This is a genomic window from Enterococcus sp. DIV1067f (assembly GCF_050543505.1).
Lineage (GTDB): Bacteria > Bacillota > Bacilli > Lactobacillales > Enterococcaceae > Enterococcus_D > Enterococcus_D entomosocium.
Window position 1 is genome coordinate 2,314,292 of sequence record NZ_CP172940.1, and the last position, 19,614, is coordinate 2,333,905.

A 19,614-nucleotide genomic window follows, 5' to 3' on the forward strand; every position below is an offset into this window, starting at 1 on the left:
TTTATTCTCCTTGATGAGCGACAACGATCTCGCTCGGTTTGGTTGCAAAGTCAGGCATTTGTTGGAATAATTGTTGCAGCAGCGGGTTTTGATTGTGAGCGGTGATCGCTTCTTGATTCGCCCATTTTTCGACCATGACAAACCGATTGTTCTCTTCCAATGATTCATAGAGATGATAGCCGTGGCAGCCATCCTCAGTTCTTGCCGATGCTATTAATGGGGTAACAGCGGCTAAAAAATCTGCCCGCTTTTCTTCTTTGATGTAAAACGTTGCATTGATGATTTCCATCGTTTTCCCTCCTCTTATAGAAATGTCGTAATTTGTTCTGCGTCTAACCGAACGGATTCATAGCCTAATTCTTTGGCTTTTCCGACTGAAAGGATCATGACAGGAACATAACGTTCTTTGTCTAAGCCAAAAGCTTCTGCTAATTGATCTGCTTCAAAACCGCCGATTGGGTTGGTTTCATAGCCATGCGCCCGCGCAACTAACATAAATTGCATCGCTGCTAAACTAGCGTCGATCTTCACCACATCATTCATTTGTTCTTTTGTAAGATTTTCGTAATGAGGAATGATCGCTGCTAATTGTTGGTCACGTACTTCCGCTGGCATTTTGCCTTCTGCTACTGCTTTGTTATAAATTTCTTCTCCTAGTTCATGACAAAGCATATCGCCAAAAATCAAGACCATTGCAGAAGATGTATCATTTTGTCGGACGTTGAAACGAATCAACGGTTTCAATTTTGCTTTTTGCTCATCGCTTTCCACAACGACAAAGCGCCAAGGCTGCATATTGACTGAGGAAGGTGCTGTCGTTGACTCTTGGATCATGGTCAACATTTCTTCATGAGGGATTTTGTAGGTTTCATCATAGACACGGACCGATTTTCGGCCAAAGGTAATCTCTGAAAAATTGTTATTGCTGTATTCTGTCATGGGTTTGCCTTCTTTCATGGAACTAATTTCATAAGTAATGTTAGAAGCTGTGCTTCTTCTTCTTCGGTCAAATTGATGCCTAACGACTCCTCAGAGCTGGCATGCTTTGAAGCACAACTAGCCAAATCGGCTTGTGCTTTCGGTGTCAAAGAAACAAAAATCTCGCGGTTATTGTCTTTGTTTCGTTCCCGTGTCACAAATTGTTTTTCTTCGAGAATCTTCAAATGCCGAGTGACCGCTGCACTATCGATCTTCAATTCATTCTGTACTTGATTTTGGGTACAGCGTCCTTGCTCATTCAAAAACTGCAGCAACTGATAACGGGTCAGACTAAAGCCAGTCTCTTTTTCAAAGATCGCCGTTAATTCTTGATTCACGATTTTCATCCGATACAGCAATCCGCTTAGCTCACGTAAATTCATTGCATAAACCGCTCCTTTCATCATTGACTTGTCAACTGTTGACTAGTCAAGTATAAATCATTTTCTTTTGCTTGTAAAGAGTAAGCAAAAAAGACCCGCAGCTAGGCGAACTTCATCAAGGATCGAATCAAGAATCCTTTGGCGAAGTTGCGCCATTAGGCTGCGGGTCTTCGTTACTCCGGTATTGAGAAAATACTGGAGAATTTATTTTATTTTAATTGGAAGAGTTTCTTCAAGCCCATCACAATCAGTGTAGAGATCGCTGCAGCAGCGAAGATGATCCCCCACGTGCCGGCTTGAATTGGCATCGTGTCTAATAGCTCATTCATAAACGGTACATAGACTGCTGAAAGCTGCAAACCTACGGAAAGGAGCAATGCCCCCATCAACGGTTTGTTTTTCAAGAGAGTTTTGTCTAAGCCAAAACCGCTGCTCTTACGAACGTTGAAAATATGCATCAATTGTGCTACTGCCATAAAGGTAAAGGTCGCTGTTTGTGCATAAAGCAACTCGTGATCCGTCAACATCAAGAAATTGAAGAAGCCAAACGCCACCAAACCAATCACAACACCACTTAAAATGATGCGTCCTAAGAAGCGTTTGTTGACGAGGCCATCAGCTTTCGACCGTGGCTGACGTTTCATGATATCGTCTTCTGCTGGTTCAAAGGCTAACGCCATTGCTGGCGCAATATCGATGACTAGATTTAAGAAAAGGATATGCAGCGGTTGGATCGGCATTGGCATCAAGAAGATGACACTTAAAAAGATCGTCACGATCTCAACCATATTACATGAGAATAAGAAAGAAACATATTTTTTGATGTTGTCAAAAATGATGCGTCCTTCTTTGATGGCATCGACGATTGTTCCAAAACGGTCATCCGTTAAAATCATATCGGAAGATTCTTTGGCTACTTCTGTCCCACGAATCCCCATGGCGATCCCGATATCGGCGCCGTTGAGTGCCGGCGCGTCGTTAACGCCATCGCCAGTCATAGAAACGATATCGCCTTCTTCACGCAAGGCTTCCACAAGTTGTAATTTATTTTTTGGAGAGACTCGAGCAAAGACAGCGACTTCTTCGATTTTTTCGTTAAAGCCTTCCTGCCCTGCCAATTCATCGATCTCGCGACCTGTCATGGTTTTTTCATGATCTTTTAAGCCAATTTCTTTGGCGATCATTGATGCGGTCTTCGGATGGTCCCCCGTGATCATCTTCACTCGGATCCCCGCTTCTTGGGCGACCTTCACTGCTTCTTTGACATCTGTTCGTGGCGGATCGACGATGCCCGCAAAGCCTTGGATCTTGATTTCCTGCAGTGCTGCTTTCAGCTCTGCTTTGTCCATTCCACCTTGATAATCCTCGATATAACCGACAGCGATCACCCGCTGCCCATGACTGGCTAACGTGTCATTGTATTCATGAAGCTGTTCTTTTTCTTTGGCATCAGCATCGGCTAAATCAATCAAGACATCTGGTGCCCCTTTGATAATCAATGTCCGTTGCTCTCCTTCATACACGGTCACCATGTATTTGTTGTCGGAATCAAAGGGCATTTCTGCGATTTTCTTCAGCCCGCTATCCTGCTCTTTTTGCCGATCGATACCGATTTTTTGACCTAAAACGACGAACGCACCATCCGTTGGATCACCGAGGATCTCGTATTGTCCCTCGTTTTCACGTAAAGTGGCGGTGGTACATAAAGCGCCATTTGCGATCATCCCTTGCAGCGCATCATGATTGGCTGCATCGATCTCGGAATTATCATCCGAGTCTGCCTTATAGAATTTTCCGTTGGGTTCATACCCATTTCCTGTCACTTTGAACATTTCTCCTGAACCTAAAATGATCTCAGCAACCGTCATTTGGTTTTCTGTCAGCGTCCCAGTTTTGTCACTGGCAATGATACTGGTGGCGCCAAGAGTCTCTACGGCTGATAACGATTTGACGAGTGCTTTGTGCTCGGCCATCGTCCGCATGCCTCGAGACAATGTGATCGTCGAAACGGCTGGCATTGCTTCAGGTATCGCTGCGACCGCTAAAATAATCGAGATATGGATCATTTCGACAAATGGTTGATTCGTCAAGACCCCAGCGATCAAAACTGCCACCGCAGCAAAGAGTGCTGCAATAATGATTGCTTTTCCTAGCTTGTCCAATTCGATATCTAACGGCGTTTGACGCTTTTTGTCCCCCGTCAGCATATCACTGATTTTTCCAACCTCGGTCTTCATGCCGGTTTCTGTCACTACTGCATAGGCATTTCCGCGAGTTGCCGCAGTTCCTGCGAAAACGACATTGCGGCGATCGCCTAATGGAACATCTTCTTCATAAGTTTCTCGTGCATCTTTTTCAACAGCTTCTGACTCACCGGTCAGCGCTGATTCGATGCAGGCAAAGTTGCTCGTTTCAAGTAAGCGGGCATCTGCCGCAATAGCATCCCCTTCTTCCAAAACGAGAATATCGCCTGGAACGATCTTTGCCGACTCGATCTCCATTACTTCTCCATCACGAATCACTTTTGCGGTAGTGTAAATCATGCTTTGAAGTGAATCAATTGATTTTTGTGCTCGTAATTCTGTAATGAAACCGGTCATTACAGCAATCACCACGGCAATCAATACTGCAATTCCTTCAACCGTTTCCCCCATCGCAAAAGAGAGTAACGCAGCTGCTAGCAAGAGATAAACAATCAAGTTGTTCAAGTTATGCCACAGCAATTCCCATACAGAAAGGGATTCTTGTTGCTGGATCGTGTTTTCTCCGTATTTTTCTAAGCGTTTGTCGGCTTCTTTCCCGCTTAGGCCTTGCTTGCGGTCACTTTCAAAATGTTTCAAGGTCTCTTCAGTCTTTTGCTGGTAAAATTTTTCCATCAAATTCCTCCTTTTAATTGTAAACTTCTTGCCGAGGGTTTCCACGTTTCTGAAGGGATAAATCGGTACAGATACCTTGCACAGTCATTTTTTGATTTTGAATCGGTTCAGGCAATTGCTGATTGAAGGGAATATAACCAATAAGAAAAGCAAGCGCAGATTGACTGGCTGAGGGAAAAGGTATGTGTGTTGAGCGTCGATCATTTTGCGAGCAGTGAAGTAACTTTTTTTGGTAGTCGCAAGTGATCTTTCTATGTACGTACTTTGTGAAAAAACCATTCGGCCTATTTCTAACCTATCATGGATGAAGATGTTCGCAAAGGATTTTGCTTCACAAGTAAAGTAAAAAAACAGTCGTGACAAAATTAGCACCTCAGCTTTTGGTGTCGATTTGACAGCATGCCAGTAATGGCAAACAGGCACTCGTTTCGGCGTTTTCTTAATAACCTGAGCTTTCGCTATGTTGTGATTTACAATGTTACAACTCTAGCAAAAAAATAACTTTAAAAAGAGATCGCTCACTGTCCTTACTTTATTTTAACAAAAAAACACAAACTTTTGAACAAAAAAACTGTTTACTGCTAAAAAAATAGATAAACCGCTGCATCTTTCCGCTTACAATCTAATTCCTGATCGTCAAAAAAGCCTAAAGTTAAAACAAGCCATTGATCCTTTGTGTTCATTCAACACGAGCTCACCACTACCCAAAACAAGCATTCCTGGGTTGAATTGTGAATCACCAACCGAAGAATGCTTCGTATTTATTCTACTTTAAGAGGTAATTTCCTCACTCTCGATATAGCAATAGACCCTCAGTTCAGGCAAAGCCTGCTTTATTTGCTGCTCAATGGTATCAATAAACGTGCTTGGTTCTTCATCCGGCGCTAGTTTCAAGCTAAGGTCGGCGACGATCAAAAGTTCCTCTGGGCTTAGATGGAGGGTTCGTAAATCTTTGATTTGAATGATGGCAGGGTTGGCTAAAATTTGTTTGATCGCCATTAAATCTGATGCGGATGCCCCTTCGCCAATCAAAAGGCTATAAAATTCTTTGGCTAAAAAGACAGCAGCAGCTATCAACAACAATCCACCTAAAATGCCCCCGAGGGAATCAAATACCGGATTGCCTGTCAAAGCAGTCAATGAGATTCCTGCGATGGCGATCGTCACACTACCTAAGGCAAACAAATTTTCCGTGAAGCCTAAAAGCAGATCGGAATCGCGGCTTTCTTTTAAGAAACGGACGAGGGGCTGGTTTTGCTTGTTTTGTTCTTTGACTTCTTGCCATCCCTCTTGTACAGCCGTCACTTCAATGAACAAACTGACAAATAAGATCGCTGCCACCAGCTGGAGCTGTTCCACTTCGTGGGTTGGGTCTAGTAGATCACGGCTGGCTTCAACAACCGCTAAAATCCCACCGCCTAAAAAAACTGTCATGGCAACTACGGTACTAAAAAAATAGGTCGCTCGTCCTTCACCAAACTGATGCAGTTCACTGCGTCCTCGCTGTGCTCGGTTTTCACCGATGGCTAGAAGTCCTTGATTGATGCAATCGATCAGACTATGGATACTTTCGTTCATCAAGACAGCACTGCCGCTAAAGAAGTAGCCGATGGCTTTCATGATCAACCCTAAGACGTGGGTCAGCAAAACGATTCTACGGGCTTTTTGTTCTTGCTGTTTTTCCATCATGGTTCCTCCCCCAGTGTATGACTTGCTGCAACAAGTTGTCTCTTTTCTTAAGAATAGCACTGCACTTCTGAGATGCAAACGAAAGCGGCTTGAGAGACTGAACTTGTTTTCAATCGATTTTTAAAGGTCTGAGGGTATAAAAAAAGTCAGGAATGTTCCTGACTTTTTTCTCTTGATTAGTAGCCGGTTCCGTCATCAACGACATCCGAGCCGTATCCGTCACCAGTTCCTGCACCTGTCTCGTTTCCAACACCGGTTTGTGTTTCTGTATTGGCATCTGCTTGCGAATCTGCTGGTGCTTGACCTAAGGCTTTCAGCATATCATTACGGATTTCATTGTAAGAATAGTCTTGAATATATACGATCGATTGTCCATCATAAGATTCCCCATCGTACCATTCAAAGGTATGTTTTTGAATATCGAACCCAGACAACATATTGCCCGCTAAAGATACTAAGTCTTCAAACTTAAAGTTTGTATTCACATCTTCGCTGACAGAATCTAAAATTTCTTGGTACTTGGTGACATTATTGATTTTCAAAGCTTGGTGGATCGCTGCTTCAATAACTTCTTGCTGACGGTTTCCTCGATCCACATCAGTATCCATTTTCCGGATACGGGCAAAAATCAAGGCTTGTTCACCGTTCAACAATTGACGTCCTTCTGGAATCAACGTTTCTCCCGTGTTGTCTGAAGTATATTTCTTGTTGATGTCGTAAGGCACATCAACAGTGATTCCGCCAATCGCATCGATTATTTTTTCAAAACTTGTAAAATTGATGTTTACGTAATAGTCAATTGGCAATTGCAGGTAGTTTTGGACTGTTTCAATCGTTGCGTCTTCCTCACCAATCGTGAATGCACTATTGATCTTGGCTGTAGTAGCAATTGTCCCAGTTCCTGTTCCATCATAAATATTGGTCCAAATATCTCTAGGGAGACTAACCATATCGATTTTCTTGTTTTCGCCATCATATACCATGTAAATCAAACTGTCGGTACGGGCACTGTCCAAATGTTCTGTCTTTTCACGTTCCGCGTCATTATCGACACCCATCAGCAAGATCCCAAACTTTGAATTAACATCAGAAGCTTTCAATGAGTTGTCTTCTTTACTTTTATTGGAACTGATTACAGCGGATTCTTTAAACATTTTATCCACTGAATTTTTTGCTGCATAATACGTATAGCCGGCAAATAAAACGATGCCTGCAATGGCGAAAAGAAAGATTCCTCCAATAATCACGCGTTTGTTGCGCGCTTTGTGGGCTCTTTGCTGTTTATATCTCGTCTTTCTATCCATAGTGCCTCCTTCATTTCTCCTGAATTGCTCTCCCCGATTGTACCAGAATTTTTGCGATCCGCCTATTTTTTTAAGAAGTTTTATTCTTTTTCTGTGAAGTCCTTTAAACATTCCTTAAAAATAATTCTGATGATGAAAGAAAGCTGGATAATTAGTCAACTTCTATGGATATTTTATTAAAAAACGATTTTTTTCATTCACCCTTTTTTGATGGATCAACTTCTTTTTCGACAGTAAGCTGAATAATTACACCAAATGGATCGCGAACACTTGCATAAAAAAACGCAAACGGATTTTCACTAGGTGCCTGGATCACCTGACTGCCCTTTTCCACTAGTCGTTGATAAAGCTTTTGAGCTGTTTTGGTGTCGTCTATCGTCAAACTCAAGGATAAGTGATTCCCTGCTTGAATGGGCTCCCCTTCGATCAATGGATTGTCAGCCAGCTGCAACTGGAAATCTCCGATTTGTAGGATGGAATGAGAAAGATACTGTTCTTGACCTGCAAGAATCTCCAGCGTTGGATCAAGTTTTTTTTGATATTCTTGGTTGGTGATGGCGAATAAGAGGGTCGCGTCTAATGTTTCCTGATAAAAGTGGATGGCTTCTTGGGCTTTGCCGTCTAAGGTCAAAAATAAAGCGATTTTTGGTTCGATCATTTGTTGGTTCCTCCTTTTCTTGTTACCATAAGTGTAACTGTGAATATTGCCAAAACTTGGCACCATTGGAGAAAGAAATGAAAAAATCAGAACGTTTAACTCAGGAGCTATTGTATTTACAAGGAAAAACCACTTTTCATCTAGCTGATTTGATGGAAACCTTTGCGATTTCAAAACGTACAGCCGTCCGCGATGTCCAATCGTTGGAAGAGCTGGGCTTGCCTCTCGTGGTAGAAGCCGGTCGTTATGGCGGCTATCAGATCTTAAAAAATCAACTGACCCCCTTGTACTTTGACAAAAATGAACGTTATACCCTTTTCTTTGCTTTACAGCTCTTACAAAAACTGTCCGATTCTCCTTTTGATCGGAGCTATCAAGGGCTGCGGCGAAAACTTTTGCAGTCTTTTTATCAAGGAGATACCGACTGGTTAGAAAAAATGGAGACGGCGGTTTCGTTTCAAGGGGTGCCTCAATTGACGAGTGCACCGATCCTCTCAGCGCTTTTTTCAGCAATCGTACAAGAACAGGTCATCCAATTTACCTATCAGCGTTATCAAAAAACGAACAAGACCGTACAACCCTATCAGCTGGATTTTCGTGCTGGTTACTGGTATTGTTTGGCCTTTGATTGTCAAAAGCAGGCCTTTCGCCGCTATCGCTGTGATGCAATGCAGGGACTTGCTCCGACTGAAAAAACAGGCTATACCTTGCAGCAGTTAGCTGAAAAACAGCTGCAGCAACAAGTGTTGACACAAACACTGGGCTATCACATCCGCTTTGATCTATCGGCAAAGGAACGCTTGTGGCAAGAAAAATATCCTGATATGGCAGTGGTGGAACGTCCTAGTGAGCTTTGCTTAGAAGGACACATTGCCGACAATGAGCTTGATTTTCTAGCTGACTTTCTCTTGCAATTTGGGCCAACCATCAAAGAAATCGAACCGTTAGCCCTCAAACAGGCGTATACTGAAAAAGTTCGGCGGATGCTGCAGCCATTTACAACTGACTAAGCGTCTTCACGCTGTTCGATGATGGTTGACACTCTGCCTAAAACGATTCTTACTTATAAGGAGTTTTCTACCCATGTTTCTTTTAAATAAAAAAACCTTCCAAGCGTTGGCAACCCCCTATTTGACGGAAGGAGCTGCCATCGGCTATGCAAAATGGCAGTCCTTCAATGCCATCACCAGCCGTACCCTGCTCGTCTTAGATGATCAGCAATTGACGATTTTGGCATTGAATCTTTTCTCGACAAAAGTCCTGCAGCACAAAATCGTGCCGCTTGCTGAGCTAAAAAAACAGCACAAAGATCCTGTTGTAGGGATGCTCGTCCCGATTCGCTTTACTTATAAAGGGGAAACCTACCGTTTTCAAATGCAGCGAGTGATTTTGCCCTTGGGGGATTGGCAAAAAACCTTTCTTGCCCGCTGGCAGGCGTGGTAAATAGGCAGCAACTGGCAAGTTCTAATTGTAAAAGAAAGAATTTTCATGAAATTTACACTCTTTTACAAGAAAGTTGTTGTATTTTTCTGATAATGTTTTCGGCTATTTCGTTCTATGGTAAGATGTCCCTAAAGAAATGGAGGCTGTCTATGGTATGTATGGAAAGTGAACGGTTAACGATCCGTCCGTTTCAAGAAAGTGATTTTGCCGATACCTTTGCTATTTATCAGCAAGCGGAAGTTTGCCGTTTCTTACTTCATGAGCCTTGGCAGACAGAAACGGCAGCGGCGGCTTTTGCCAAAAAATGTCAACAGCACACCTTGACGGACCAAGCAGGTCTTTCTTTGGCGGTACTACACGATCAAACGGTCATCGGCGATTTGTCGGTGTGGTCTACTGGTCAGCCGTCTTCCGTTGAAATCGGCTATGCCTTCCATCCGTCATTTGGCGGACAAGGGTTTGCTCAAGAAGCCTTGAAAGAGTTGATGGACTGGTTGTTTGCCAGTCAGAAGATCCATCGGGTACAAGCGACGCTAGATGCCCGCAATCAGGCCTCAGCCAAGCTTTGCCAACGGATTGGATTGCGCCAAGAAGCACATTTTATCCAAGACTGGTGGAACAAGGGGGAATGGACCGATAGTTTGGTTTTTGCCTGTTTAGCCAGTGAATATCCTGCTCATTCGAAATAATTTAGGAGGTTTTTTATGATAAGCTTGTTACGCTACGCCAAGGATTATCGCAAACAGATTATTCTTGGTCCGTTTTTCAAATTTTTAGAAGCGGTGTTTGAATTGGTTCTGCCTTTGCAGATGGCCGCTTTAGTCGATGAGGGCCTACGGCAAAACAATTGGTCGAAGGTCGTTGAAATGACGATCTGGATGATCGTGATGTCCGTGGTGGGGATGATCTGTGCCGTCATCTGTCAGTATTATGCTTCCGTCGCTTCTCAAGGATTCGGGACAGAATTACGCAATCGCTTGATGAAAAAAATCAACACCCTTTCCCATAGCGAACTGAACTTATTCGGTACTGATACGTTGATTACTCGAATGACCAACGACATCAATCAGATGCAGATTGCTTTGGCGATGCTGATTCGGCTGGTTGTCCGGGCGCCCTTCTTAAGTATCGGTTCTGTGATTATGGCCTTTGTCATTGATTGGCAAGCTGGCTTGATTTTCCTACTCGTTTTACCGCTCTTTTGTATCGTCTTATTCTGGATCATCGCCAAAACCGTGCCATTGTATAAGAAAGTTCAAGTCCATTTAGATGAGTTGAATGAGCTAGTTAGTCAAAATTTAAGCGGGATTCGGGTGATTCGTGCCTTTGCCCGCACAAAAACGGAAACGAAACGCTTTGATAAGGCAACTGATGATTTAAGTGAGGTCTATTTACGGGTCACAAATCTCTCTGCCTTATTGACGCCTGCCACCACCTTGATCATGAATGTCGGCATTATCGCGTTGTTTTATATCGGTGGATTCAAGGTCAATATTGGCAATTTGCAGCAAGGACAAGTATTGGCACTGGTCAATTACATGAATCAAATGCTCTTAGCTTTGATCGTGGTTTCCAACTTAGTGATCATCTTTACCCGTGCGGCAGCATCTGGTTCACGGATCAACGAAGTGTTAGCCACTGAGCCGTCGATCGGCGACGAGCTTTCAGAAGTCTTTATGGATCAGCCGAAAAACAACGTCGGAGCGATTCGCTTTGAGCACGTTGATTTCCGCTTTTCAAAAGAATACGGATTAGCCTTGAAAAACATTGATTTCCAAGTCGCGCCGGGGTCTATTTTAGGTATCACTGGACCAACCGGGAGTGGGAAATCTGCCTTGACCCAATTGATCCCCCGCTTCTACGATGTGGCAGATGGCAAAGTGATCGTTGACGGACACGATGTGCGGAAATGGCCTTTACAGCAATTACGCCAAAAAATCGCCATGGTGCCTCAAACCGCCGTGCTGTTTACGGGAACGATTCGAGAAAACTTGCAATGGGGCAAAAAAGATGCCACCGATGAAGAGTGTTGGCGAGCACTCGAAATCGCTCAAAGCCGCGACTTCGTTGAAGCCTTGCCGCAGCAACTGGATACCCCGATTTTTGAAGGGGGCAAGAACTTTTCTGGGGGACAAAAACAACGGTTAACGATTGCCAGAGCATTGATCGCTAAACCAGATATCTTGATTTTGGATGATTCTCTAAGTGCCCTTGACTATCAAACCGATCTTGATTTGCGGATGGCTTTAAAAGAAAGCATTCGTGGCACGGTCATCATTATCTCTCAACGGGTTCGCTCCATTCAAGATGCGCAGCAGATCTTAGTCTTAGACCAAGGGAATTTGGTAGGCAAAGGGACCCATGAAGAGCTGTTGGCATCTTCAAAAGAATACCAAGAAATCGTCGCATCACAGGCAGAGGAGGAAGAAGCATGAAAAAGAAATCATTCGATTGGTCGGCCTTTCGTCGCTACCTCCCTTATTTGACTGCCTATGCGAAGGAAACTTGGGCAGCAGTTGTCCTCGGGATTGCTGCTGGTGTCTCCTCAGTTTATATGACGTATCAGATTGGTCAAGCCGTCGATCAGCTGATAGGTGCTGATCAAGTGCAATTTAGCACTCTCTATCGTATTTTGCTTCTGTTTGCCGGAGTGGTTTTAGTGACTGTGGTCAGTCAATGGTTGATCCAGCGACTGGGTAACCGCGTGGCGTATTTATCTGTCGCCGATTTGCGCAAAAAAGGTTTTGCGCATCTCAATACATTGCCTTTGCGCTATTATGACCAAAACTCCCACGGCAACATCGTCAGTCGTTTTACCAATGACATGGATAATATTTCCATTGCCGTCGCTGCAGTCTTCAACCAGCTGTTTTCTGGTATTTCGGTCGTCTTGATCGCCTTAGTCGTCATGCTGCAAATGAGTGTGCCCTTAACGTTGGTCGTATTGGTTTCGACCCCGATCATCTTTTTGGTCAACTGGATCGTGGCACGAACGTCACAATCGCATTTTGCTCGGCAACAAGAAATCGTCGGCGAAATTTCTGGCTTTGTTACGGAAATGATCGGCAATCAAAAAATCGTCAAAGCCTTTGATCGAGAAACCATCAACCAAAACCGTTTTGAAACGATCAACCAAGAATTGAATGTCCGTGGGCAAAAGGCACAGTTTTCTTCTTCTTTGACCAATCCCCTTTCACGATTCGTCGATCATTTGGCGTATCTGTCAGTCGGCTTTGTCGGCGGTCTGCTTTACTTTTCTGGTACAGGTGCTGTCACGGTTGGGATGATTTCCAGCTTTACGATCTACTCCAGTCAGTTTTCGAAACCATTCATTGAATTGTCAGGAATTACGACCCAGATCCAAACGGCATTGGCTGGACTTTCAAGAACCTTTGAGCTGTTGGATCAAGAGCCAGAAACAGCCGATGATCAAGAATCTCAATCACTGGGAGAGATCAAAGGCGAGATTACCTTTGAGGAGGTGTCTTTTGCTTATGATCCTGGTCAAAAATTGATCGAAGATTTCACTTTTACTGCAAAACCTGGAGAAACCGTCGCAATCGTCGGAAAAACCGGTGCCGGTAAATCGACGTTGGTCAATTTGTTGATGCGTTTCTATGATGTCGATAAAGGCGCGATCAAGATCGATGGCACCGATATTCGTCAGTTGAAACGAGAAGAATTACGGCAAAGCTTCGGAATGGTCTTGCAAGATACATGGCTCTTTGATGCCTCTTTACGAGAAAACTTGCAATACGGAAATGACACTGCCACAGATGAAGAAATCTATGATGCCCTAAAGCATGCCTATATGTATGAATATGTGATGCGCTTACCAGAAACACTAGATACACCGATCGGTCATCAAGGCATCAAGATCTCTGACGGACAACGACAGCTATTGACGATTGCCCGCACGATGATCAGTAACCCACCAATGCTGATTTTGGATGAAGCAACCAGTTCGGTTGATACTCTGACTGAGAAAAAAATTCAAGATGCCTTTTTGAAAATGATGGAAGGCAAAACCAGCTTTGTGATCGCCCATCGGTTATCAACGATTCGAGCAGCAGACAAGATCCTTGTAATGGATGCCGGTCAAATCGTGGAGCAAGGAACCCATGAAGAATTACTGGCAGAACAAGGCTATTACTATCGCCTGTACCATGCTCAATTCCAACATTGATCAGTCATACAACAACCCCCACCACCTCAAAGAGAGCCTCTTGAGTTGGTGGGGGTTGTTTTGGTTGATTTATTGGTTCCAAACATCCGCATATTCTGGTTTGCGTTCAAATTCTTTTTTGGCAAAGGGACACAAAGGAATGATTTTCTTTTGTTCTTTGCGGGCTTTTTCCACCCCTTTTGCCACTAATTTTTCGGCGAGTCCTTGTCCCCGATAAGCAGGATCGACAAAGGTATGATCAATGATCATACGCGTTTCACCGGCTTTTGACCACGTCATTTCACCAATTTCTTTGTCACCGTCTTTTAACACAAATCGAGCATTTTCTTCTAAGATTTCCATGATTGTTCCTCCTTTAACACATACTTTAATGCACCGCTTGGACAGGTATGGATCACTTGTGCCGCTTGGGCTGCTTCCCCATTATCAGGAATCACCCAGGGACGCCGTCCAACTTCAAAAATGGCGGGATTGCCCCGCACACAATTACCGCTGTGGGTGCAGATCTCTTTGTTGTAATAAATATCGATCGCTTCACCACGATACTTCCGATATCCTGCAGCAATCAACCCTTCTTCTGTTTCATTCGCTAGTGGCTGTTCGTCCATGTTGAACACCCTCCTCTTACTGATTGTCAGAAGCAAACTGCCTGCCTCCTCCTTCATCATACGACTTCTCGAGAAAAAAATAAATCATTTGTTCTAAAATAGCCTCTCAGTTGCCGATCATTAGCCAAAAGCTTGCGGCAGCACAATAAAGCGTCCCGTCAAAACATGCTGCTTTGACGGGACGCTTTTTTCATTCGTGGGGCACTTTTGCAACAAAATGAAACCGCTGCGTGGCGTAATCCCCGGCTAAATGAGGATCGATATACAACCCGAGTTGCATCAATTCATCGCCACCGAAGCTCTCTCCCCCACTTTGATAGGTGAGGTCAGGATCAAGACCAGCCAGCTTTAAAGTAACCAATGGTGCAGAGGCTTCAGCTAAGACTCGGAAGTAAAAGACGATCGCTTCTTTTTTATCCTGAGAAACATACAGCCAGGCGGCGTCATTGCCTTCATAAGGGCTGAGCAGTCGAACAAAGCGGCCCAACTGCAGCAGGCGCCGATGTTTTTTATAAAAAGTGATTTGTTCTTTGATTTGCGTTTTTTCTTCTGCTGTCAGCTGTGTTAAATCAAGCTCATAGCCCAGCAAGCCGGACATCGCAGCATTGCCGCGAATCGCTAGATCCGTTGCCCGTTGGGTCTGATGGTTCGGGATCGCTGAGACATGCGCACCCATGGTGGATGGCGGATAGACCAGACTGGTACCGTACTGGATCTTCAAGCGGGCGATGGCGTCGGTGTTGTCGCTGGTCCAAATCTGCGGCATATAATACAAGAAACCGGCATCAAAGCGCCCGCCGCCGCCAGAACAGCCTTCAAACAGGATCGTCGGATAGGCAGTGGTCAGTTTCTCGAGGAACTCGTACAAGCCCAGCAGATAGCGATGCGCGACCTCCCCTTGCTGGGCAGGATCGAGGAGCAAGGAATAGACATCCGACAGACTGCGGTTCATGTCCCATTTGATATAGTCGATGGCAACCGTATCAAACAGTTGGGATAATTGCTGATAGAGATGGTCTCTGACATCTTGTCGAGAAAAGTCCAACACATACTGACTGCGGCTAAGCGCTGGCTTGCGATTTGGTACTTGTAACAGCCAATCGGGGTGTTGTCGGTTCAGTTCACTGTCGCCCGAAACCATTTCTGGTTCCAGCCAAAGCCCGAATTGCAGCTCTTTGTCATGGACTTTTTGGGCAAATCCTGCCAAGCCAGAAGCTAGCTTGCCTTCGTTTTCAAACCAATCGCCTAATGAGGTTTGGTCATCTTCTCGCTGACCAAACCAGCCGTCATCCAAAACAAACAGTTCGATTCCCAGCTCCTTCGCTTCATCAACGAGGGCATCCAGTTTTTCTTCATTGAAATCAAAGTACGTTGCTTCCCAGTTATTGATCAGGATCGGCCGTTCTTGCTTTTTGTATTTGCCCCGAATCAAATGCTCATCATAAAAGTCATGATAGGTGGCTGACAGCTGGTTCAAGCCAGCCTCACTATAAGCAATCACGGCTTCTGGGGCTTGAAAGCTTTCAGTTGGCGGCAATTGCCAGGCAAATTGATGGCTGTTGATCCCCATGATCACACGAGTCTGATGGTAAGGATCTTTTTCGATGATAATTTCATGGTTGCCACTATACAGCAAACTAAAACCAAAACACTCCCCAGCAAACTCCGTAGCATTAGGTTCCAGTATGACGGCAAAGGGATTTTGCTGATGGCTACTGGAACCACGCTTGCTGTCCAAACGCTTGATGCCGCGATTGATTGGTTCTCGGGTGACTTGGCGTTCTTTCGCCCATGCCCCCGGCAAGTGGATCAAATCAAAGGGACGGTTAGGAAAATCGAGCGCTTGACTCGCCAGCTGCTCGATCGTAACAGGCTGGTTTCCGTGGTTGATTACTTTACTTGAGCGGACGATCACTGCCGCATCCTCGAAAATCGTGTAAAACAGCTGCAGTTCGAGTCCCGTCACATCATCTTTTAAGGACAGAATCAGTGTTTCGATCCCGTCGACGGCACCATGGGTCTGAGGCAATCCTGCTAGGGCGGGTTTGCCTTGTTGAATCTGGTAATCACTAAAGACAAAATGGCTGACTCGGCTACCGTTAGACTGGCGAATCCTATAAGCTGCTTCTCGAAAATCTCCGAAGCCGTTGCCAGGAAATTCCATCATCAAGGTGTCTAATGAGAAAAGTCGGTCGCTGCTGTCTGGGGGATTGGGCGAAAAGGACCGATCAAGACGTGGATAACGATAGCCGCCAGAATAATGAGCGATTTTTTTTCCAAAATAAAGGTGTGCCACATTGCCCCCTTCTTCTATTTGTATGAGATAGCTGATTTGATCGTTGCTTAAATGAAAGACGTTTAATTGTTTGTCAAAAAGAATCATATCGTACCCTCTACTTTGTATTTGTTTGCTGATGTCCCGCTTATTTCACGGAGCCCAGCATCCCTTGGACAAATTGTTTTTGTAAAACGAAAAAAATGATGGCCGTCGGCAGTGTGGCGATCACGATGCCGCACATCATCATGCCATAATCAGGTGTATAAGAAGCACCCATAGCCGAAAGAACCAGTGGAACGGTCCGTTTGTCTGGTGATTGCAAGGCAACTAATGGCCACAAATAATTGTTCCAGCTGCCCATAAACGTAATGATCGCGGCAGCTGCATAAGTATTTTTAGCCGTCGGCATGTAGACTCTAAAGAAAATACTCAGTTCATTCAAGCCATCGATCCGAGCAGCTTCGACTAATTCTCTAGGGAATGCCTTGATGTTTTGGCGGAAAAAGAAAATCAAAAAGGCGGTACAGACCGAGGGCAAAATCACGACAGCGAAGGTATTGATCCCGATTGGTGTGCCGCTAAGCTTGCTGAACATCCGATATAACGGGATCATTAGAGCGGCAAAAGGTACCATCATCGACAGCAATAGAATATTAAAGATACGGTCTTTGGTTTTCGTCCGATAGATCTCAAAGCCATACCCTGCCATGGAGGAGAACAACAGTGCAAAGAAGGTCGTAATCACGGCAATCACCGCTGAGTTTCCTAATGCCCGAGTAAAATTCAAATCGGAAGAAAAAAGATTTTGGAAGTTGATGACCAACTGATCCCCAATCATGATTTTCCCGGCAACGATATCAAAGGTTTGATTGGTCATCCCTAGGATCATCCAAACAAATGGAAAAATAGAGATGAAAGCCAAAATCGCAAGAAAGACGTATTTTAAAGTGAGTGAGATTGTTTTCAATTTTCTTTTCCTCCTATTTTCGTTTGGATGATCGATAAAATCACGATTGCAATCACGATAACAAAGGAGACCGCAGCGGCATATCCAAAGTTTGGCGTGAATTTGTAACTTAAATTGTAGATGTATTGTGACAAGGTCGTCGTAGCATTGGCTGGTCCACCGCCAGTAATATTTTGAACTTCATCGAATAATTGCAGCGTACCGATCGTTGAAGTGATCGTGGTAAATAGGATGATTGGACGCAAGTTGGGAATCGTGATTTTGAAGAATTGATCCCATTTTGAAGCGCCATCGATCTCTGCCGCTTCATAAATACTTGGATCGATATTCTGCATGCCTGAGATGAAAAAGATCATATTGTAGCCGGTCCAACGCCACGTGATGGCAAAAATAATCAGTACTTTTGCCCAAAAAGGATCTGTCAACCATTGGATCGGCGCATCGATCAGATGTAGCTGCGTCAAAAAGTTATTGACTAACCCGTTTGCCGAAAAGAGACTTTTCATGATCAAGGAATAAGAAACCAAGGATGTGATACATGGTAAAAACAAGGCGGTGCGGAACAGCCCTTTAAATTTCAATTTTTTGTCATTCAATATGTTCGATACGATCAACGCCAAAAAGAGCATGATCGGAACTTGGACTAATAAGTATAAAAACGTATTGCCAAAGGCTTTTTTAAAGGTTGAGTCGCTCAACATCCGCTGATAGTTGCCAAGACCGTTAAAGGTCATCGCTGTCGGTGGTCCTGATTGGAATGATGTGAACAATGCCGAGACCATCGGGATAAAGACCAGCATCGTGATCAAAATGACGGGTAAGGTAATAAAGGCATTGCCGTTTGCAAACCAATTTTTTGTTTTGTTTTTCATTGTAATTCCCCCTTAACACAGAAACTCGCGATCGCTCACGAGTTTCTGCAAAGTTGTTCGATTAGTTTGCAATTTGTGCTTCCACTTGTGATTGTGCTTCTTCTAATACTTTATCGATGTCTTCACCGTTGATCACTCGTTGCAAGCTTTCAGTCAAGACGGATTCAATGGCATAGGTGTGATTGCCGTAGTTCACGGCTGGAATTTCTTGTGACCATTGTGAGAAATCTTGGAAGACTTTTTGACCGCCATAGAAATCAAGACCCGACGTATATTCTTCCGTTTCTTCTGCAGCATTCATGGTTGAAACTAGACCGATCTCGGTAGCTAATGTACCCATCAATTCTTTGTTTGAAGCAAAGGTATTGGCTAAAAAGTCTTTGGCATTTTCTTCGCCGTCAACCCCTTTGATCACGTACCAGCCTGCTCCGCCGATGCTGGAAGCATTGACTGAATTGCTATCGCCAGCGATGGATGGGATCGGAGCGATCGCCCATTTGCCGCTTTGATCTTCAGCGCCTTGAATTGTGCTAGAATACCACGCACCGGTTGGCGCAGACGCAACATTCCCCGATTGAACAGCATTGACCCCGCCATCCCAATCGGAAACTTGTTCAACTAAGCCTTCATTCAACAATGTTGCCAAGACATTTAGACCGGCTTTGAAGGATTCATTGTCTTTGATGGTCACGGTGGAGCCATCTTCACCGGTATACCATTCGCCTGCCGATTGCATAATGATTCGTGCCAAGCCAAGATCGCTTGGGTCTAACGACATCATAGCGTGACCCGTTTTTTCTTTGACATCTTTGGCAATGCTGATAAAATCATCCCAGGTAATATCTTGGAGATCCGCTTGCTCATAGCCTGCATCGGTCAAATAATCTGTGCGGTAAAATAGTCCTGCGACGCCACTGTCAAATGGCACCCCATAAATGACATCGTCGACTTTATTGACCGCAAATTTATAGCTGGAGAAATCCTCCTCATTCACGATATCCGTTAGATCACTAAACGCATCTGGATAAGAAGAAAGGTACCCTTGGATGCGGTAGTCTTCGATCAAGACGATATTTGGCAGTCCGTCCGTATTTCCTGATGCCAGACTAGTATTTAATTTTTGGACGATATCATCTTGCGACATCGTCACAACTTCCACATCGACATCTTGATTTTCATACACTTTTTTGGCTTCATTGACTGCCTTGATGTTGAAGGTCTCATCCCATGCCCAGACCGTGACTTTGTTTGAGGACTCGCCGGAATCCCCAGAGCTTGTGTTGCTGTTTCCGCAAGCCGCCAAAGTCAGCACTGCAGCCGCCGTTACCATCGATGCAAGTAGTTTTTTCATTTTTATCCCTCTTTCCTTTTA

General features: G+C 44.4%; 18 protein-coding genes. 5 read left to right on the forward strand and 13 right to left on the reverse strand.

The window, feature by feature from the left end:
* Nucleotide 1: 1 nt before the first annotated feature.
* The 7 genes from IGJ42_RS10670 to IGJ42_RS10700 form a co-directional block, all read right to left on the reverse strand.
* Nucleotides 2-289, reverse strand: coding sequence for a putative quinol monooxygenase (locus IGJ42_RS10670; RefSeq protein WP_429961381.1), 288 nt, complete (start codon nucleotides 287-289; stop codon nucleotides 2-4).
* A gap of 14 nt (nucleotides 290-303) precedes the next feature.
* The gene (locus IGJ42_RS10675) at nucleotides 304-939 is read right to left on the reverse strand and encodes a nitroreductase family protein (protein ID WP_008378805.1); all 636 of its coding nucleotides are present in this window, start codon (nucleotides 937-939) and stop codon (nucleotides 304-306) included.
* Nucleotides 940-953: 14 nt separating this feature from the next.
* A complete protein-coding gene (locus IGJ42_RS10680; RefSeq protein ID WP_008378808.1) occupies nucleotides 954-1,361 on the reverse strand; it encodes a MarR family winged helix-turn-helix transcriptional regulator in 408 nt (135 codons plus the stop codon).
* Nucleotides 1,362-1,570: 209 nt separating this feature from the next.
* Nucleotides 1,571-4,237 carry a cation-translocating P-type ATPase gene (locus IGJ42_RS10685; RefSeq protein ID WP_429969258.1) on the reverse strand — a complete coding sequence of 889 codons (2,667 nt, stop codon included), beginning with the start codon at nucleotides 4,235-4,237 and terminating at the stop codon, nucleotides 1,571-1,573.
* A 771-nt stretch (nucleotides 4,238-5,008) separates the two neighbouring features.
* Nucleotides 5,009-5,926, reverse strand: a complete 918-nt coding sequence (locus IGJ42_RS10690) for a cation diffusion facilitator family transporter (RefSeq protein ID WP_144330518.1) — start codon at nucleotides 5,924-5,926, stop codon at nucleotides 5,009-5,011.
* 176 nt (nucleotides 5,927-6,102) lie between these two features.
* A complete protein-coding gene (locus tag IGJ42_RS10695) occupies nucleotides 6,103-7,230 on the reverse strand; it encodes an LCP family protein (protein ID WP_008378814.1) in 1,128 nt (375 codons plus the stop codon).
* Nucleotides 7,231-7,423: 193 nt separating this feature from the next.
* Nucleotides 7,424-7,888, reverse strand: a complete 465-nt coding sequence (locus IGJ42_RS10700) for a VOC family protein (RefSeq protein WP_042890471.1) — start codon at nucleotides 7,886-7,888, stop codon at nucleotides 7,424-7,426.
* Nucleotides 7,889-7,965: 77 nt separating this feature from the next.
* Here IGJ42_RS10700 and IGJ42_RS10705 point away from each other — a divergent pair, with 77 nt between their 5' ends.
* From IGJ42_RS10705 to IGJ42_RS10725, 5 genes are all read left to right on the forward strand, one after another.
* Nucleotides 7,966-8,898: a helix-turn-helix transcriptional regulator gene (locus IGJ42_RS10705; protein ID WP_313151199.1), complete on the forward strand. Its 933-nt coding sequence runs from the start codon at nucleotides 7,966-7,968 to the stop codon at nucleotides 8,896-8,898.
* A gap of 73 nt (nucleotides 8,899-8,971) precedes the next feature.
* Complete coding sequence (locus IGJ42_RS10710; RefSeq protein ID WP_429969259.1) at nucleotides 8,972-9,331, forward strand: hypothetical protein; 360 nt, start codon at nucleotides 8,972-8,974, stop codon at nucleotides 9,329-9,331.
* A gap of 149 nt (nucleotides 9,332-9,480) precedes the next feature.
* Nucleotides 9,481-10,020: a GNAT family N-acetyltransferase gene (locus IGJ42_RS10715; RefSeq protein WP_429969260.1), complete on the forward strand. Its 540-nt coding sequence runs from the start codon at nucleotides 9,481-9,483 to the stop codon at nucleotides 10,018-10,020.
* Nucleotides 10,021-10,035: 15 nt separating this feature from the next.
* The gene (locus IGJ42_RS10720) at nucleotides 10,036-11,766 is read left to right on the forward strand and encodes an ABC transporter ATP-binding protein (protein WP_313151197.1); all 1,731 of its coding nucleotides are present in this window, start codon (nucleotides 10,036-10,038) and stop codon (nucleotides 11,764-11,766) included.
* The gene (locus IGJ42_RS10725; protein WP_429969261.1) at nucleotides 11,763-13,517 is read left to right on the forward strand and encodes an ABC transporter ATP-binding protein; all 1,755 of its coding nucleotides are present in this window, start codon (nucleotides 11,763-11,765) and stop codon (nucleotides 13,515-13,517) included. The genes IGJ42_RS10720 and IGJ42_RS10725 overlap by 4 nt, the downstream gene beginning before the upstream one ends.
* Nucleotides 13,518-13,586: 69 nt before the next feature.
* Here the strand turns inward: IGJ42_RS10725 and IGJ42_RS10730 are convergent, their stop codons facing one another.
* From IGJ42_RS10730 to IGJ42_RS10755, 6 genes are all read right to left on the reverse strand, one after another.
* Nucleotides 13,587-13,859 (reverse strand): GNAT family N-acetyltransferase, encoded by a 273-nt coding sequence (locus IGJ42_RS10730; protein ID WP_005234932.1) that lies wholly within the window; start codon nucleotides 13,857-13,859, stop codon nucleotides 13,587-13,589.
* Complete coding sequence (locus tag IGJ42_RS10735; RefSeq protein WP_008378829.1) at nucleotides 13,847-14,125, reverse strand: (4Fe-4S)-binding protein; 279 nt, start codon at nucleotides 14,123-14,125, stop codon at nucleotides 13,847-13,849. The genes IGJ42_RS10730 and IGJ42_RS10735 overlap by 13 nt, the downstream gene beginning before the upstream one ends.
* Nucleotides 14,126-14,315: 190 nt before the next feature.
* Complete coding sequence (locus tag IGJ42_RS10740) at nucleotides 14,316-16,508, reverse strand: alpha-galactosidase (protein ID WP_429969263.1); 2,193 nt, start codon at nucleotides 16,506-16,508, stop codon at nucleotides 14,316-14,318.
* 40 nt (nucleotides 16,509-16,548) lie between these two features.
* Nucleotides 16,549-17,370, reverse strand: a complete 822-nt coding sequence (locus IGJ42_RS10745; protein ID WP_008378833.1) for a carbohydrate ABC transporter permease — start codon at nucleotides 17,368-17,370, stop codon at nucleotides 16,549-16,551.
* Nucleotides 17,367-18,242 carry a carbohydrate ABC transporter permease gene (locus tag IGJ42_RS10750; RefSeq protein ID WP_005225588.1) on the reverse strand — a complete coding sequence of 292 codons (876 nt, stop codon included), beginning with the start codon at nucleotides 18,240-18,242 and terminating at the stop codon, nucleotides 17,367-17,369. The genes IGJ42_RS10745 and IGJ42_RS10750 overlap by 4 nt, the downstream gene beginning before the upstream one ends.
* A 61-nt stretch (nucleotides 18,243-18,303) precedes the next feature.
* Nucleotides 18,304-19,593, reverse strand: coding sequence for an ABC transporter substrate-binding protein (locus tag IGJ42_RS10755; protein ID WP_008378836.1), 1,290 nt, complete (start codon nucleotides 19,591-19,593; stop codon nucleotides 18,304-18,306).
* Between the last annotated feature and the right edge of the window lie 21 nt (nucleotides 19,594-19,614).

What these genes read in the sequence shown, in the direction of transcription:
- IGJ42_RS10710 (WP_429969259.1), top strand. Translation starts at nt 8,972, where the DNA reads ATGTTTCTTTTAAATAAAAAAACCTTCCAAGCGTTGGCAACCCCCTAT.
- IGJ42_RS10670 (WP_429961381.1), bottom strand. Translation starts at nt 289, where the DNA reads ATGGAAATCATCAATGCAACGTTTTACATCAAAGAAGAAAAGCGGGCA.
- IGJ42_RS10690 (WP_144330518.1), bottom strand. Translation starts at nt 5,926, where the DNA reads ATGATGGAAAAACAGCAAGAACAAAAAGCCCGTAGAATCGTTTTGCTG.
- IGJ42_RS10685 (WP_429969258.1), bottom strand. Translation starts at nt 4,237, where the DNA reads ATGGAAAAATTTTACCAGCAAAAGACTGAAGAGACCTTGAAACATTTT.
- IGJ42_RS10740 (WP_429969263.1), bottom strand. Translation starts at nt 16,508, where the DNA reads ATGATTCTTTTTGACAAACAATTAAACGTCTTTCATTTAAGCAACGAT.
- IGJ42_RS10715 (WP_429969260.1), top strand. Translation starts at nt 9,481, where the DNA reads ATGGTATGTATGGAAAGTGAACGGTTAACGATCCGTCCGTTTCAAGAA.
- IGJ42_RS10730 (WP_005234932.1), bottom strand. Translation starts at nt 13,859, where the DNA reads ATGGAAATCTTAGAAGAAAATGCTCGATTTGTGTTAAAAGACGGTGAC.
- IGJ42_RS10750 (WP_005225588.1), bottom strand. Translation starts at nt 18,242, where the DNA reads ATGAAAAACAAAACAAAAAATTGGTTTGCAAACGGCAATGCCTTTATT.
- IGJ42_RS10695 (WP_008378814.1), bottom strand. Translation starts at nt 7,230, where the DNA reads ATGGATAGAAAGACGAGATATAAACAGCAAAGAGCCCACAAAGCGCGC.
- IGJ42_RS10755 (WP_008378836.1), bottom strand. Translation starts at nt 19,593, where the DNA reads ATGAAAAAACTACTTGCATCGATGGTAACGGCGGCTGCAGTGCTGACT.
- IGJ42_RS10675 (WP_008378805.1), bottom strand. Translation starts at nt 939, where the DNA reads ATGACAGAATACAGCAATAACAATTTTTCAGAGATTACCTTTGGCCGA.
- IGJ42_RS10735 (WP_008378829.1), bottom strand. Translation starts at nt 14,125, where the DNA reads ATGGACGAACAGCCACTAGCGAATGAAACAGAAGAAGGGTTGATTGCT.
- IGJ42_RS10700 (WP_042890471.1), bottom strand. Translation starts at nt 7,888, where the DNA reads ATGATCGAACCAAAAATCGCTTTATTTTTGACCTTAGACGGCAAAGCC.
- IGJ42_RS10680 (WP_008378808.1), bottom strand. Translation starts at nt 1,361, where the DNA reads ATGAATTTACGTGAGCTAAGCGGATTGCTGTATCGGATGAAAATCGTG.
- IGJ42_RS10720 (WP_313151197.1), top strand. Translation starts at nt 10,036, where the DNA reads ATGATAAGCTTGTTACGCTACGCCAAGGATTATCGCAAACAGATTATT.
- IGJ42_RS10705 (WP_313151199.1), top strand. Translation starts at nt 7,966, where the DNA reads ATGAAAAAATCAGAACGTTTAACTCAGGAGCTATTGTATTTACAAGGA.
- IGJ42_RS10725 (WP_429969261.1), top strand. Translation starts at nt 11,763, where the DNA reads ATGAAAAAGAAATCATTCGATTGGTCGGCCTTTCGTCGCTACCTCCCT.